14 protein-coding genes are annotated in these 15,380 nt (G+C 72.4%); 7 read left to right on the top strand and 7 right to left on the bottom strand.

The annotated features are described in order from the left end of the window. Positions 1 to 283: 283 nt before the first annotated feature. Positions 284 to 796, bottom strand: a complete 513-nt coding sequence (locus tag BG452_RS16110; RefSeq protein ID WP_223242293.1) for a hypothetical protein — start codon at positions 794 to 796, stop codon at positions 284 to 286. A gap of 190 nt (positions 797 to 986) precedes the next feature. On the opposite strand from BG452_RS16110, the gene BG452_RS16105 reads away from it, so the two are divergent. Next, complete coding sequence (locus BG452_RS16105) at positions 987 to 1,835, top strand: DUF4184 family protein (RefSeq protein ID WP_188304983.1); 849 nt, start codon at positions 987 to 989, stop codon at positions 1,833 to 1,835. A gap of 27 nt (positions 1,836 to 1,862) precedes the next feature. Here the strand turns inward: BG452_RS16105 and BG452_RS16100 are convergent, their stop codons facing one another. Both BG452_RS16100 and BG452_RS16095 read right to left on the bottom strand, forming a co-directional pair. Beyond that, positions 1,863 to 2,249 carry a hypothetical protein gene (locus BG452_RS16100; RefSeq protein WP_188304982.1) on the bottom strand — a complete coding sequence of 129 codons (387 nt, stop codon included), beginning with the start codon at positions 2,247 to 2,249 and terminating at the stop codon, positions 1,863 to 1,865. Continuing rightward, entirely contained in the window at positions 2,242 to 3,135 is an 894-nt protein-coding gene (locus BG452_RS16095; protein ID WP_188304981.1) for a sulfite exporter TauE/SafE family protein, read from the bottom strand. The genes BG452_RS16100 and BG452_RS16095 overlap by 8 nt, the downstream gene beginning before the upstream one ends. 176 nt (positions 3,136 to 3,311) lie before the next feature. On the opposite strand from BG452_RS16095, the gene BG452_RS16090 reads away from it, so the two are divergent. Next, positions 3,312 to 4,601, top strand: coding sequence for an acyl-CoA dehydrogenase (locus BG452_RS16090; protein ID WP_317621072.1), 1,290 nt, complete (start codon positions 3,312 to 3,314; stop codon positions 4,599 to 4,601). Positions 4,602 to 4,771: 170 nt separating this feature from the next. Continuing rightward, entirely contained in the window at positions 4,772 to 5,662 is an 891-nt protein-coding gene (locus tag BG452_RS16085; protein WP_188304979.1) for a fumarylacetoacetate hydrolase family protein, read from the top strand. Here the strand turns inward: BG452_RS16085 and BG452_RS16080 are convergent. Together BG452_RS16080 and BG452_RS16075 are read right to left on the bottom strand one after the other, a co-directional pair. Beyond that, positions 5,646 to 6,119, bottom strand: coding sequence for a universal stress protein (locus BG452_RS16080; protein ID WP_188304978.1), 474 nt, complete (start codon positions 6,117 to 6,119; stop codon positions 5,646 to 5,648). The genes BG452_RS16085 and BG452_RS16080 overlap by 17 nt on opposite strands. A gap of 14 nt (positions 6,120 to 6,133) precedes the next feature. Further along, positions 6,134 to 7,429 carry an SLC13 family permease gene (locus BG452_RS16075; RefSeq protein WP_188304977.1) on the bottom strand — a complete coding sequence of 432 codons (1,296 nt, stop codon included), beginning with the start codon at positions 7,427 to 7,429 and terminating at the stop codon, positions 6,134 to 6,136. Positions 7,430 to 8,037: 608 nt separating this feature from the next. Here BG452_RS16075 and BG452_RS16070 point away from each other — a divergent pair. Both BG452_RS16070 and BG452_RS16065 read left to right on the top strand, forming a co-directional pair. Next, entirely contained in the window at positions 8,038 to 8,574 is a 537-nt protein-coding gene (locus BG452_RS16070) for a hypothetical protein (protein WP_188304976.1), read from the top strand. 619 nt (positions 8,575 to 9,193) lie between these two features. Further along, entirely contained in the window at positions 9,194 to 9,838 is a 645-nt protein-coding gene (locus tag BG452_RS16065) for a LysE family translocator (protein WP_188304975.1), read from the top strand. 167 nt (positions 9,839 to 10,005) lie between these two features. Here the strand turns inward: BG452_RS16065 and BG452_RS16060 are convergent, their stop codons facing one another. Continuing rightward, a complete protein-coding gene (locus tag BG452_RS16060) occupies positions 10,006 to 10,740 on the bottom strand; it encodes a CbrC family protein (RefSeq protein ID WP_317621071.1) in 735 nt (244 codons plus the stop codon). 183 nt (positions 10,741 to 10,923) lie between these two features. On the opposite strand from BG452_RS16060, the gene BG452_RS16055 reads away from it, so the two are divergent. Continuing rightward, a complete protein-coding gene (locus BG452_RS16055; protein WP_188304974.1) occupies positions 10,924 to 12,756 on the top strand; it encodes a glycoside hydrolase family 15 protein in 1,833 nt (610 codons plus the stop codon). A 257-nt stretch (positions 12,757 to 13,013) separates the two neighbouring features. Next, entirely contained in the window at positions 13,014 to 14,678 is a 1,665-nt protein-coding gene (hutH, locus tag BG452_RS16050; RefSeq protein WP_188304973.1) for a histidine ammonia-lyase, read from the top strand. A 34-nt stretch (positions 14,679 to 14,712) separates the two neighbouring features. Here hutH and BG452_RS16045 read toward each other — a convergent pair. Then, positions 14,713 to 15,380, bottom strand: a 668-nt coding sequence (locus BG452_RS16045) for an NAD(P)-dependent oxidoreductase (protein WP_188304972.1), incomplete at its 5' end; no start/stop codon positions are given.

Below are 15,380 nucleotides of genomic sequence, written 5' to 3'. Positions count from 1 at the left end.
CTGGCCTCGCCGCCGCTGCTCGCCCAGGCCGGCACCACGGCCTGGGGCGACCCGACCGCCGTCACCTGCCTGGCGACCGTAGTGGCGGCGGCAGCGGCCGGCGTCCCGCTCGCGGGCCGCCTGGGGCGGGCCCTCCGCCGGGCGTCCTGAGCGATCACCCGGCGCGGGGAGCGGCTCGCCTCTGGACGTCCTCCAGGGTGTCGCCCGGCTCGCCGTGACCGCGCTGCGCACCGGCGGGGGCCTCTACTGCCGGCACGACTGACCACCTGGCGTACCCTCACGCTCAGCCGCTCAGCCGGTGCCGGACATAGTGCGGGTGGGCTTCACCCACCTCGATGTCGTTCTCGTCGAGCCCGTTGGCGATCTGCAGGCGGCCCCCGGCGAAGCGGAATTCCACCGCCACGGTTCCGGTCGCCACGTCATGGCCCGTCGGCCGCCACTCCAGGAGTGCGGCCTCGCGCAGTTCCTGGCCGACGAAGGGTTCGAGGCGCTCATCGCGCCGGGACCACCAGGGTGTCAGCTCGGACCACTCCCACCCGGAGATGGCCCGCGCGGTGTCGATCGAGTCCCAGCCGATGGAGAGGTTGTCGAGCTGCCGGTGGCACACCTCCACCTGGACACCGTCGAAGTCCAGCACCACCGGGCAGTCGGCGAACCAGTCCCCGTCCTCGGCGAACCGCACCACGGCGAAGCCCGTCAGCCGTCTGCCGGCGAGCGCCGCCAGGCGTGATCCGTGCGCCTGCCGGACCGCGTCGATCCCGACCAGGAAGGACGGCTCGAAGCCGGAGATCCCCATGTCCACGGGCCGAGTCTCCCGGCTTTCCGCCCGATCGGCCACCACATTTCGACCGGGCGGATCCTCCGCTGCGGACGGGGCCCTGTCGTGCGGTGTTCGCCGACCGAGGACGGGGTTCGGCGCGCGGTTATTAGTCCGTTTGACGTAGCATTCCGTTCGACGGACTATCGGTCCGCCCGAGAGGATGCCCATGCCGTTCACCCTGTCCCACCCCGCAGCCGTGCTGCCGCTGCTGCGCCGGCCCTTCAGTGGGGCCGCGCTGGTCGCCGGTGCGGTCGCGCCGGACATGCCCTACTTCGTGGCCACCGTCGGCCTGCCCGTCAGCGCGCAGTCCTGGTACGAGCCGTTCACCAACGCCACCACCACCCACACCCTGCCCGGTGCCCTGACCGTCGGCCTGCCGTACACCCTGGCGCTGTGGGCGTCGTTCCTGGCGGGCCGTCGGCCGCTGGCGTCGCTGCTGTCGCTGCCGGTCAACGTGCCGCAGGCCCGGACGGCGGGCGCGGTGATCCAGCGGGCGGCCTGGGTCCTGCTCTCCGCGCTGATCGGCCTCGCCACCCACCTGGCCTGGGACTCCTTCACCCACTTCGACGGCTTCGTGGTCGCCCGCACGCCCTGGCTGAACTCCCCGTTGGCGGGCAGCCTCACCTGGGCCCGGGCGTTGCAGCACCTGAGCACCGTCGGCGGCCTGGTAGCCATCGCGGTGTACGGCTGGCGCAGGCGGGACCGGCTGCGCATCGGTGCGGGTGCGGGTGCGGGTGCGGCGCCGCGCCGGGTCCTGCTCGCGCTGGCGCTGTGTGCGGCCGCCGGGGCCGTCGCCCACGCCTGGCGGTGGCTCGCCGGGCCGGACGCGGGGACGGCCGGTCAGCCGCTGGGCGCCGTCCTCGAAGGGGTGCTGTCCGACGCGGCGAAGGGTGCGGGCGCGGGCCTGATCGCCGCCCTCGCCCTGTACGTCGCCGGCTGGTGGCTCCGGCGCGCCGTCGCCGCACGTCGGGGGACCGCGTACGAGGACGGCTCGCGCGCGGGAACCGCTGCCTGAGGAGGCGTCAGCCGAGTGGGGCGGGTGTCAGCCGAGCAGGGCGCCGCCCAGGAGCAGGGCCACCACGAGCGCGGCGAGCAGGGAGTGCCGCCAGTCGCCGGCCCGGAGCCAGCGGGCCACGGTGACCAGGATGCCGAGTCCGGGGGCGACGGCGAGGGTGAGCAGCCCGAGGCCGAGCAGCAGGGGGCCGGCGCTGTGCTGGGAGGTGAGGTCGGCGAGGGCGAGCGGGCGGGCGGTGCGGTCGCCGGCGGCCAGCGAGGTGACCAGGCCGGCCAGGATCAGCGCCAGGGCGAGGGCGCTGGTGGCCAGCAGCGCGGTGGCGGTGAACCGGTTGGTGCGGACTTCCTCGGCCAGCGGGTCCGGGGTCGGAGCGGTGGCGGTGCGGCCGGGTTCGGTGGTGGGGAGGTCAGACATTGATCACTCCGAAGGCGCCGAGGAGGAAGGAGAGGCCGGAGGCGAGCACGACCGTGGTGTAGACGGCCTCGATGGTGCTCACCGAGAGCCGGCCGGAGAGCCGGGAGCCGAGCAGTGACCCGGTGGTGATGCCGAGCACGATCGGGGCCACCAGTAGGGGTTGCACCACGCCGGCGGCGAAGTAGACGACGAAGCTGGCCACCGCCGTGATGCCGATCATGAACTGGCTGGTGGCGGTGGCCACTCGGACCGGCACGCCCATGCCGACCGTCATCGCCGGCACCTTGAGGAAGCCGCCCCCGATGCCCAGCATGCCGGAGAGCATCCCGGCCACCATGGAGGCGCCGGCGCCGAGGAGCGGGCGCCGGGCCCGGTAGGCGCGAGCGGTGCCGTCGGTGTCGTCCGCGATCAGACCGGTGAGGGCGTCCCGGCCCTCGCAGGCGCGCAGTCCGTGCCGGGTGAGGGCGTCCGGCGGGGTCGCGGCGGTCACCAACGCCCCTGCGGGGGAGGGGAGTCGTTTGCGGCGGCGGGTGAGCTCGGCGGACAGGAACTGGCTCAGGCCGAAGACGGCCTCCAGGGCGGGGCGCGGGATGAAGGCGGTGACCAGGCTCCCCGCGATGCCGCCGATGGTGGTGGTTACCTCCAGGCTGAACGCGAGGCGCTTGTGGGTGAGGCCCTGGCGCAGGTAAGCGGCCGAGCCGGCGGCCGAGTTGGCGATGACGGCGGCCAGTGAGACGGCCACCGCCGAGCGGAACGAGACGCCGTAGCCGAGCACCAGCACCGGCACCACGACCGCGCCGCCGCCGATCCCGGTCAGCGCGCCGACGCCGCCGGCCGCGGCGCCCATCAGTATCAGTACGAGCAGGGTGGAGAACGTCAGCGTCATCGGCATGCCCTTTCCGGGGGCGGGGGACGGGGGCGCGTGCACTGCGCGAGTCGAAAGGTCATCTTCCGGCGGTCGAACGTTAGTTGACGCAGGATCAGTGAAATGCCCGACTGTGACGCACACCACCGATCCGGATCGGACAGTTTACTTGTCGGTAACATGGCGGGCTTTCGGGAGTGGCATTGTCGGTTCCGCTCGCACCGGAATGTGCGACCGGCGCGAGCCTGCAACCTCTCCTCCGAGGAAAGGGCAAAACCGTGACTTCCTTAGCCGTTCAGCCGCGTCCCGCCGCCGCTGACCACCTCGACCAGACCGCCGGAACCGAAGCGGCGGCCTTTCTGGACGACGTCCGGAGCTTTACTCGGGAAAGAGTCGCCCCGGTGGCCGGGCTGATCGACCGCAGCGACGAGATCGGCACCGAACTCTTCGGCGAAATGGCCCGTCGCGGCCTGTTCGCCAACTCCCTCGGCTACCGCGCCGACCAGCCCCACGGCGGGCCCGAGCGGGTGCGCTTCCTCCTCCAGGTGCTGGAGGAACTGGCCCGGGTCTCACCGTCCGTCGCCAAGGCGGTGATGGACCAGAACATGGGCCAGATCGGCATGTTGCGCGAGTACGCGGGCCGCGAGCTGCGCGAACGCTACCTCGACGCGATCGCCACCGGCGAGCAGCAGGCCGCCTTCGCGATGAGCGAGCCGCAGACCGGTTCCAACGTCGCCCGCTTCACCACGGTGGCGACCCCGGTGGAGGGCGGCTACCGGATCAGCGGCGAGAAGGACTGGATCACCGGCGCGGCCCGTCGGACGGTCCATTTCGTGGTCGCCAAGCCTTCCCCCGAATCCCGCGACGTCGGCCTCTTCCTCGTGGACCGGACCCGGCTCGGCGCCGGCGACGGAACGGTCGAGATCGACGACCGCAAGGAGAAACTGGGGCTGCGCGGACTGGGCGAATTCCACGTCCGCTACCACGATGTGTTCGTACCCGTCGAGCAGGTCGTCCTCGGTTTCGACCGGAGTTCGCTGCGCCGGATCATGCGCCACTACAACGGAAAGCGCCTGGGCCAGTCGGCGATTTGCCTCGGCCTTTCGAAGAGCGCGCTGCGGACGGCCTTCGACTACTCCAGTGCCCGCCTTCCGGCCGGTTCCCCGGGCCACCTCGCGATGCGGACCGCGCTGGCTCCCCTGGTCAGCGAGTTGCGCGCGGCGCAGTCGCTCATCGACTGGGCCGCGGGCGAGTGGGCCGCCGGGGACGACACCGGTGCGCCCAGCGCGATGGCCAAGTACGTGACGGGCGACCTCGCCCAGCGGATCACCAACACCGCCGCCCAGGTGTGCGGCGCCAACGGGCTGTCGGACAAGATGCCGCTGGCCCGGCTGATGCGGGACGCCCGGATGCTCACCATGGCCGGCGGTGCGTCCGAGGTGCTGCGCGGTACGGTCGCCCAGCAACTGGACCGCCTGCTCGACTGAGCCCGCCAGCACCCACCACCCGGCCGACGCCCCGGCCCACCACCGGCCGGCCCGTACGTCGGTCGTCCGCAGGCCGGCCGGGGCGTCGACCGACCTGTCCCAAGGGACGGGCGGGCGCCGTGACCGCTACCGGCGCCCGCCCGTCCCGCCGAGCGCGAGAAGGAGAAACGATGCGCCTTGCGACCATCCGGACCGGTGGAGCGGAGAGACTCGCGCTGGTCGACCCGGACGGCGCCGCCCTGACGCTGCCCGCCCCCGGCCGGCCGGGGCCGTCCGACCTGCCCGACCTGCCCGACCTGCTCCGCCGTGGACCGGAGGCCTGGACGGAGCTGGCCGAGCGGAGCCCGTCCGGGCCCCGACTGCCCTTCAGTGACGTCGAGTTGCTGGCGCCACTGCCACGCCCGGCGAACAACCTGTTCGCCCTGGGGCTCAACTACACCGACCACGGCCAGGAGGCCTACCGCGCGGCGGGCCGGGAGTACCGCAGGCCCCGGCACCCGGTGGTGTTCACCAAGGACCGCCGCAGCGTGGCCGCGCCCGTCGGCCCGCTGGGGATCGACTTCTCGCTCTCGAAGGAGATCGACTGGGAGGTGGAACTCGCGGTGGTGATCGGCCGCCCCGCCTGGCGGGTCGACGAGGCCCGGGCGCTGGACCACGTCTTCGGCTACTGCGTGGCCAACGACATCACCGCGCGGGACCTCCAGACCCGGCACAAGCAGTACTACCTGTCGAAGAGCCTGCCCGGCAGCTGCCCGCTGGGCCCGTGGATCACCACCGCCGACGAAGTCCCGGACCCGCACGACCTGGCGATCACCCTCAGCGTCAACGGTGTGGCCCGACAGGTCTCCCGGACCGACCAGATGGTGTTCTCCATCCCGGAGACCATCGCCGCGATCTCCCGGATCGTGCCGCTGGAGCCGGGCGACGTCATCCTGACCGGCACCCCGGCCGGGACGGGCTTCGCCGCCGACCCGCCCGGCTACCTGGCCCCCGGCGATGTGGTGGAGTGCTCGATCGAGGGGCTCGGGACGCTCAGTAACCGGATCACGGCACTGGACTGAAGCCCCGCCCGGGCCGCCCCGGCCACACCAGCAGTACCGCGCAGCGGGCGTGGTCGACCACGAAGCGGGCTGCCGGGCCGAGGCTGTGCGGCCCGGGGTGGGCGGAGTCGCCGTCGCGGGCGAGGACGAGCAGGTCGGCCGCGTCCGCCACGGCGAGGACCTCGTGCTCGGTGCGGCCGGTGCGCTCCAGCCGGGTGCAGGGACGGCCGAGGCGATCGGCGGCGGCGTCGAGGAGCTGCCGGCCCGAGGCCGCCGCCAGCGTCTCCACCCGGATGCCCGGGTCCTGCTCGCGATGGCCGCGGCCGAGCAGGCCGGCGAACGCGCCGTGCGCGACACCGGGCACGTCCTGGCCGCTGACGTGCAGCAGGACGACCTCCGCGTCCTGCGGTGCGTGGGCGCGGGCGGCGTCGACGCAGGCGGGCCAGGTGCCCTCGGTGATCCAGACGACGACGGTCACGGCGGTCGGTCTCCTCACGATCCGATGACGTGCAGGGACCCCCACAGTGCCACCACGGCCAGCGTCAGGGCGACGGGCACGACGAGCAGCCCGAGCCGGGTGAACTCGCCCAGGCCGACGTCGGTGTCGTGTTCGCGGACGATACGCCGCCACAGCAGGGTGGCCAGGGACCCGGCGTAGGTGAGGTTGGGGCCGATGTTCACCCCCAGCAGCACGGCGAGGACGGCGCCGGAGCCGGAGGGAACGGCCAGCGGGAGCAGGACGAGGGTCGCGGGCAGGTTGTTGATGACGTTCGCCAGCGCGGCCGCCAGCGCCGCGGTGCCGAGCAGGGCGGGCAGCGAGGTGCCGTGCGGGAGCAGGTGCCCGAGCCCCGAGGCCAGCCCGTTGTCGACCACCGCCCGGACCACCACCCCGAGCGCCAGGACGAAGGCCAGGAACGGCACGGCCGCCGAGCGGACGATCGCCGCCGGGGTGGTGCGCCGCTGCGCCAGGGCCCGGACCGCCAGCACCAGGGCGCCCGCCAGCGCCGCCCAGGCCGGATCCACCCCGAGCGCGGAGGTCAGCACGAAGCCGCCGAGCGTGCCCGCCACCGTGACCAGGGCGAACACCGGCAGCTCCGGTGCCTCCGGCGAGGCCGGGGCCGGCGCGCCCGCGTCCAGGTCGGCGGCGAAGAACCGGCGCAGCACCACGTACTCGACGGCGATGGCCGCCAGCCACGGCAGCAGCATCAGCGCGGCGAACCGGGTGAAGCTCAGCCCGCTGGCGGCGAAGGCCAGCAGATTGGTCAGGTTGGAGACCGGCAGCAGCAGCGAGGCGGTGTTCGACAGATGGGTGCACGCGTACAGGTGCGGCTTGGGCCGGGCGCCGAGCCGGGCCGCCGTGGCGAACACCACCGGCGTCAGCAGCACCACGGTGGCGTCCAGACTGAGCACGGCCGTGATCACCGACGCCACCACGAACACCTGCGCCAGCAGCCGCCGCGGACTCCCGGCGGAGGCACGCGCCATCCACGCCCCGCAGGCCTGGAACAGCCCCTCGTCGTCACACAGCTTGGCCAGCACCAGCACGGCCGCCAGGAACCCGATCACCGGCCCCAGCCGCCCGGCCTCCGCCAGCGCGTGGTCCAGCGGGATCGCCCCGGCGACGATCGCCACGCCCGCGGCCGGCACCGCGACCACCGCCTCCGGCCAACCCCACGGCCGGACCACCGCGCCCACCAGCACCAGCACCAGCAGCACGACGGACAGGGCCTCGGCGAACGACGTACTCAGGGTCTTGCTCCTCGCAGGCGACGGTGACGGTGCCTCCATCGAACCAGAGGCCCGGACACCACGGCACACGGGGCGGTGTACACGCCGTCGCGGACGATCGGGGGTGCCCGCGCGGGTGCGTGGCTGTGGGTGAAGACACTCAACCCGTGGGCACGGCTGACGGAGTGAATGTCACGCAATGACCACGGGGCATCCACCGACGTGTCTGCTCCGGGCCGACGGCATCGTCGGCCCGAGGATTTGGTAGGCGCTGGACCGGTGGGCCACCCCCCTGGAACGTCCTCACCTGCTGACGGACCGCCGACCGCTGCGGCGCGCCGAAGCCGCCGGGATCCGGTCTGCACCGGGCGCCGGCCGTCACCGGCCTGAACGCCCTTCGGGGCGCGCGCCGATGATCCCCGCGGTCGGCTCCGCAGCCCGGCCCTCGGCCTCGCGGACCTTCCCGCGCAGCCGGTCGTGCGGTTCCTCGACCAGGCCCGATGCCTCGCGAAACGGCGATGGCCGAGCGCTCCGGAAGCTCCCGGCGCACGCCCGCTCGCGACCGTCTACTTGCAAGCGGGCATCCCCCTATCGGGTGATATACCCGCCTTGCGAGCGTCCCTACATTGGCGATGGCACATTCCGCTGGCATCCGTCTCGGAGGCATCATGTCATCGCTGCGCACCGGCCTCACCGCCGTAACCGTCGCCGTGCTCGTGGGCGCCACGACCGTCGCAACCCAGAACACCGTCACCGCGGCGCCGGCGGCGCCCACGGTGGTCCGAGGAATCGCCCACCTCAACACGGTGGTCGACCTGCCGCCCGGTGTGTGGACCACCACCCCGCTGGAGGTCACCCTGCCCCGGGCCGGGACCTACGAGCTCGACGCGAACGTCCGTGGCCGTCTCGCGGGCGTTCCGCCGGTCAACACGTACATCACCGCTCGGCTGTGGGATGCCACATCGAACACCGCCGTCGCGGACAGCGAGCGGCTCGTCTACCAGGTCATCGACCTGAACCCCGGCAACGCCCAGGCCGGCGGTAACGCGACCGCACCGATCAGCGAGCTGATCCACGTGAACGGGCCGACCACGATCCAGCTGCAGGGCATCCGACGCGACGCGGTCGGGACGGCGTCCGTTGCCCAGATCTACTCCGACGCCGCCGGTCGCACGTCGCTGCGCTACGACCGGGTCGGCCCCTGAAGCCGGAACCAGAGCTCCGAGGAAGCCTCTGTTACGCGAGGCGTCTGAGCTGCGCTCGGTGTTGAACCTCGCGGGTCACCCGACCTGCTGACCTACGGTTCGTTCCGGGACAGCGGAGGCGGCCGTTCTCCACGCTTCGAGATGTCGAGTCACGAAGCGCGAGAGAACGGCCGCTGTCCATGAGTCCTCCCGTCGACGCGCCCGTAGGGGACCAGTTGAGACTTCTGTCCCGCTGTCGGGTCGAGTTCCACGAGAGCCTGACGCGCTGTTGTGCACGGAGAGCCGGTCAAGACGCCGGCTCACCAGCACCACCCGCCCGCAGGTGCCCCAGGTGTCCAGGCCGATCGCCGCGCTCCAGGCCGGCATCGCCGCGGACTTCACGACCGCGGGCCGGGCCCGGGTGCTCCCGGGGCCGGACCGGCAATCTGAGCGCGAGGACCACCAGCCACCCGAGTACTTGTCGGCGTTCTTGATCGTCGCGGGGCCGAGGGCGCTTTAGGACGCCGATCAGCAGGGCCGTATCCTGCCGGAGGCGAGGCAGGTGCTGTTGATGCGTCGCAGCCGGGCTACTCCCACTTCGGGTGCCAGGTCATTCGACGAACGAGCAGGGAGTTGACCGGTGATCACTCTGGCCGCAGCGGGAGGAGTGGCCCTGGTCGAACTGGGCATGGCCCTGACCCCGGGACCGAACATGATCCACCTCGCCTCCCGCGCCATCACCCAAGGCCGCAGGGCAGGCCTGGTCAGCCTCAGCGGGACCGCCGTGGGATTCCTGTGCTACCTGCTGGCCGCGGCTGCGGGCCTGTCCGCGGTGTTCACCGCTGTGCCGATGGCGTTCACGGTGGTCAAGCTCGCCGGAGCCGCCTACCTGGCCCACCTCGCCTGGGGCATGCTCAAGCCCGGCGGCCGCTCGCCCTTCACCCCGGCCCAGGACCTGCCGCCGCTCTCCGACACCCGCCTGTTCTCGATGGGGCTGCTGACCAACCTGCTCAACCCCAAGATCGCTCTTCTCTACGGCGCCCTGCTGCCCCAGTTCCTGGACCCGCAGTCAGGTCCGGCCTGGAAGCAACTGCTCCAGCTCGGTGGTGTGCAGATCATCGTGGGGATCTGCGTGAACGCTGTGGTCATGCTGGGCGCAGCACGCGTGTCGGGGTTCCTGGCCGTCAGGCCCCGCGTCATGACCGCCCAGCGGTTCACGGCAGGCGCCCTGCTCGGCGCCTTCGCGCTGCGCACGGCCCTGTCCCGCGCTTCCGTCTCCAGCTGAGCCAGGCCCGCGTGAGCCGGACCAGGACGCCGGTCTCGTCGAGGACTTCGGGTGCCAGGCGGTCGGGCGTTTCCTCCCGAATCGGCACCCGCACCAGAATCGCCTCTTTCGCGTCTCGGCCACGTTGACGAACCCCGGCTTTGCTTGCCGTTTGACCTGCGCCCGACCTACGTGGCGTCCGAGTAGGCGCGGTGGGTACCGCAGCTGCGGCACTGGAAGAGGTATGCGGTTGGCTGACCGTCCTTGGTCAATGCCTTGAGGTACTGCTCGGCCTGCGACGCGGGCCAGGATGCGAGTTCTTGCCGAAGCGATGCCCAGGCCTCGGGGCAGGCGGCGAGCTCAGCGGCTCCGGCGGTTCCCAGGAAGGCAGCGCCGTCTTCGCAGTGGATCAGCCAGCGTTCCTGCTGCCATCCGCTGAATCCTGGCGTACGTTGCGTGATCGCGATCAGCCGATCCAGCGGGACGTCGTCGACCACGTCGGTGAACTGTGCCTCGAAGCGGTCAGCCGCGCTCCCATCCGCGATGCACCATGGGCAGAGCCGGTGACGAAGGTTCTCGACTGCGTAGACGGGGCCGGTGTAGATGTGGCCGCGGGCTCGACCGCAGCAGCTGCACTCCGCGTCGGACCGCACGATGGCACCCGTGGCGACCGGGTCGGGGTGATACGGGAACACAGGAAGCGGCTCTGTCACGGCCAGCGACCGTATCACCCCAGCTCCGGGTGCTCGGATGAGCCGGTCCGCCGGGGTGCCGGCGGCATCGGCCCCGAACAGGGCGGCGAAGAGCAGGACCAGCAGCACCGACGCGGTGGCCATCGCCCAGGCCGCCCGCGCCGTCCAGCGTTCGGTGGCGTCGGGGAGTGGAAACCGGAGCGGATCTTGCCCCAGAAGTGCACTGTCCACGAAGCCGTCGGGCCAGTCTGCAGGGACGGGGCGCGGTGGGAAGGTCGGCGACCCACCGGATGGGAAGCGGGTACGGCTTGGCTGCTCTCCGGTCCGCCGTGCCGGTTTCCGGGGGCGGCCTACCATGAGAGGTGGTCCTCTTGATCCCCGTGGCTGCCATGGCGAGATGGTAGGGAGGCCGGGATGGAGTTCGGGAGCGGGTCCGGGCGGGTGGGCGGTTCGCGCTATCCGCCGATCTCCGAGCACGGGCTGATCGGTGATCTCCGGACCGCCGCGCTGGTCGCGACGGACGGGACCATCGACTGGTACTGCTGCCCGCGGTTCGACGCGCCGAGCGTGTTCGGGTCCATCCTGGACGCCGAGCGGGGCGGGTCGTTCAAGCTGGCCGCCGACGTGCCGGCGCGGACCAGACAGTTCTACTTCCCCGACACCAATGTGCTGATCACCCGGTTCTACGCGGCGGACGGCGTCGCGGAGATCCAGGACTTCATGCCGGTCGTCGACGAGTCGCGCGAGTCCTCCCGGCACCGGCTGATCCGGCGGGTGATCTGCGTGCGGGGGACGCTGCCGTTCGCGGCACGGGTGGCGCCCCGGTTCGGTTACGGGGCGGAGCGGCACACGGCGCGGGTACAGGCCCACGAGGCGGTCTTCGAGGCGCCGTCGATGTCGTTGGCGCTGACCTCCACCGCGCCGTTGGAGTGCGACGGCACGGACGTGTGGTCGCACTTCAAGCTGCTGGAGGGCGAGTCCGTGGTGTTCGCGCTCGACCGGATCGGCGGTGACGTCCGGCCGCGGGCCTGTCCGCACGCCGAGGCGGAGGAGCAGTTCGAGGCGACCGTCCGGTTCTGGAGCAACTGGATGGGCCGCTCGCGCTACCGCGGCCGCTGGCGGGAGATGGTGCACCGCTCCGCGCTGGTGCTGAAGCTGCTCACCTACGCGCCGACCGGTGCGATCGTGGCCGCGCCGACGACCAGCCTGCCCGAGCGGGTCGGCGGTGAGCGCAACTGGGACTACCGGTACGTGTGGGTCCGCGACGCCGCGTTCTGCGTCTACGCCATGCTCCGGCTGGGCTTCACCTCCGAGGCCGAGGCGTTCATGGGCTTCCTGTCCGAGCGCGGCATCATGCGGGGCGCCGGCCCGACCGGCCCGCTGCAGATCATGTACGGCATCGACGGGCGCAGCGACCTGCCGGAGTCCGAGCTGCGCCACCTGGAGGGGTACCTCGGCTCCGCCCCGGTGCGGGTCGGGAACGCCGCCACCCATCAGCTCCAACTCGACATCTACGGGGCGCTGATCGACTCCGTCTACCTGTACGACAAGTGGGGTCAGCCGATCAGCAGCGACCACTGGGACGAGGTCGGCGCCGTCGTGGACTGGCTCTGCGACCACTGGGACCAGCCCGACGAGGGCGTCTGGGAGACCAGGGGCGGCCGCCAGGACTTCGTCTACTCGCGGCTGATGTGCTGGGTGGCGATCGAACGGGCCATCCGGATGGCCCACCGGCGCGGCCTGCCGGCCGATCTGCCCCGCTGGCAGCGCAACCGGGACGCGATCTACCGGCAGATCATGCGGGAGGGCTGGTCCGCCGAGCGCGGGGCGTTCGCCCAGTCACTGGGCGCCGACGTGCTCGACGCCTCCGTGCTGATGATGCCGATGGCCAAGTTCGTCTCGCCCACCGACCCCAAGTGGCTCGCGACTCTGGACGCGCTCAGCAGGGACCTGGTCTCCGACTCCCTGGTCTACCGCTACGACCCCGGGGCCAGTCCGGACGGGCTGCACGGCTCCGAGGGGACCTTCTCGATCTGCTCCTTCTGGTACGTCGAGGCGCTCACTCGCGCCGGACGCCTCGAGGAGGCCCGGCTGGCCTTCGAGAAGATGCTCACCTACGCCAACCACCTGGGCCTCTACGCCGAGGAGATCGGCCGGACCGGGGAGCAACTCGGCAACTTCCCGCAGGCGTTCACCCATCTCTCGCTGATCAGCGCCGCGTTCAACCTGGACCGCGCCCTGGGTTGAGTGGCCCCCGCCGACCGGCACTGGCCCGCACCCCGACCCCCGGGGGTGCGGGCCGTGGCGTATCAGCTGGCGTGTTGCGGCGAGTGGAGCGTGGTGACGTAGGGTGATAGGAGATCAACAGGGGGGAGTCGAAGTCGTTCCCCCCATCGGCCTCGGGTGTCCGCCGTCGCGTCACCACGGCCCGCCCGAAGGCCCGCCCAAGGCCCGTCCGAGGCCGGTTGACGGCCTCCGGACGGCCCGTAGACAGGAGAGTCGAGTTGTCGTCTGACAGCACCCGGAGCCCGCAGAGGACCCAGCAGCGCCCCGCCACCGCCGGTGCGCCAAGAGCGGAACTGCTGCTCGACGGCCGCTCGCTGACCGTCAAGGAGACCGCGGCGGCCGCCCGTCGGCCGGGGGCGTGGCGGGTGGTGCTGGCGGACGGCGCGGTGCACCGGATGAAGCGGTCGGTGGACCTCAAGAACGCGATCGTCGACTCCGGGCAGCGGGTGTACGGCGTCACCTCCGGTTTCGGTGACAGCAACACCCGGCAGATCTCGCCGCGCAAGGTCGAGGCGCTGCAGGCCAACCTGATCCGCGGCTTCAACTGCGGTGTCGGCCCGGCGGCTTCGCCCGACGTGGTGCGGGCGACGGTGATCGCCCGGGCGAACTGCCTGGCGCGCGGCAACTCCGGGATCCGCCCGGAGGTCGTCCAACTGCTGCTGGACTGCCTGGAAGCGGACATCCTGCCGGTCGTGCCGGAGCGCGGCTCGGTGGGGGCGAGCGGTGACCTCGTGCCGCTCAGCTACCTCGGGGCGATGCTCACCGGGCACGGCACGGTGCTCCACCGGGGTGAGGCCCGGCCCGCCGCCGAGGCGCTCGGGGAGGCGGGGCTGGAGCCGGTGGTGCTCGCCTCCAAGGAGGGACTGGCGCTGGTCAACGGCACCTCCTTCATGGCCGGATTCGCCGTGCTGGCGCTGCGGGACGCGACCGAACTCGCCTTCGCCGCCGACCTGTGCACGGCGCTCGCCTCCCAGGTCCTGAACGGCAATCCGCGCCACTTCGACCCGTTCGTCTTCGACCACAAGCCGCACCCGGGCACCGCGGACTCCGCCCGGACGGTGCGCCGGCTGCTCGGCCGGGACGGCGTCGGCCCCTTCGCGGGGGACGGGGGCGTGGGCCCGGCCGACGTCATGCCCGACGGGACGGGCTACCGCCGGCTCGCCGAGGCCGTCCAGGACCGGTACTCGATCCGCTGCGCCCCGCACGTCAACGGCGTGCTGCGGGACACCCTCGGCTTCGCCACCGACTGGACCCACGTGGAGATCAACTCCTCCAACGACAACCCGCTGTTCGACACCGAGGCGGGCGTGGTCGTCAACGGCGGCAACTTCTACGGCGGGCACATCGGCCAGGCGATGGACTCGCTGAAGACCGCCGCCGCCAGCGTCGGCGACCTGCTGGAACGGCAGTTGCAGCTGGTGGTGGACGAGAAGTACAACAACGGGCTCACCGCGAACCTCATCCCGCGCTTCCCGGACGACAGTTGGGAGGCCGGGCTGCACCACGGCTTCAAGTCCCTCCAGCTGGCGGCCTCCTCGCTGGTCGCCGAGGCACTCAAGCTGACCATGCCCGCGACCTCGTTCTCCCGCTCCACCGAGGCCCACAACCAGGACAAGGTCAGCATGGGCACCATCGCCGCCCGGGACGCCCGGACGGTCATCGAACTGGTGCGTCAGACAGCGGCGATCCACCTGCTCGCCCTCTGCCAGGCCGCCGACCTGCGCGGCGTCGAACGGCTCAGCGGCCCGACGGCGGCCGTGCACGCGGCGGTGCGCGGGGTGTCGCCGGTGATGGACGGGGACCGGGGGATGGAGCGGGACATCGCGCTGGTGGCGGAGCTGATCGCGGCCGGAAGGCTGCGGGAGGCGGCGGCCGAGGGGTGAGCCCGGTCGTCAGGGCCCGCGCGGTCGGGCCCGGCTACGCCGTCGGCTTGGCGAAGTGGCCGATGACGGCGGCGTAGCTGTCGGCGGCGTGGCCGCGCGCCGCCACCGCCTCCATGACGGCCGTCAGGTGTCGGGGCAGGGCGGGGTTGAGGCCGCGCCGCTCGCTCTCCGCCAGGAGGTGGGCGGCCGCCGCCAGGTGGGTGCGCAGGGCCGAGTCCTCGGCCGGGTAGTCGCCCTCGTCGATCTGCCGGGCGTAGCGGGACAGGAAGCCGTCCATGCTGCCGAACAGCAGCTCGGCGCTCGGCGCGAACTCCGTCGCGCCGATCCCGGCGGTGCGCAGCAGCGCCGCCGCGTGCAGGAATCCGTTGAGGCCGGACCACAGGACGGCCAGCAGCGCGAGGTCGTGCAGCGAGGCGAGCCCGGTGCCCTCGCCGAGGTAGGTGGGGCAGCCGCCGAGCGCGGTCAGGGTCGGCTGGTGGGCGCGGAAGGCGGCCTCGGGGCCGCTGTAGAGCACGGTGGTCTCGGCGAGGCCGATGGCGTCGGGGGTGGCCAGCAGGGCGCCGTCGAGGCTCTGCGCGCCGTGGCGGGCCGCCGTCGCGGCGACGGCGGCGGCGTCCGCGGAGGTGCCGGAGGTGACGTCGACCAGGACCCGGCCGCTCAGGGCGGCGCCTGCGGCGTCGAGGACTTCGGCCACGGCGCGAT

Origin of the sequence: Streptomyces sp. CBMA123 (assembly GCF_014596465.1) — a bacterium.
GTDB lineage: Bacteria > Actinomycetota > Actinomycetes > Streptomycetales > Streptomycetaceae > Kitasatospora.
The sequence above is the reverse complement of the archived record's forward strand: the minus strand, read 5'-3'. Positions and strand labels throughout refer to the sequence as shown.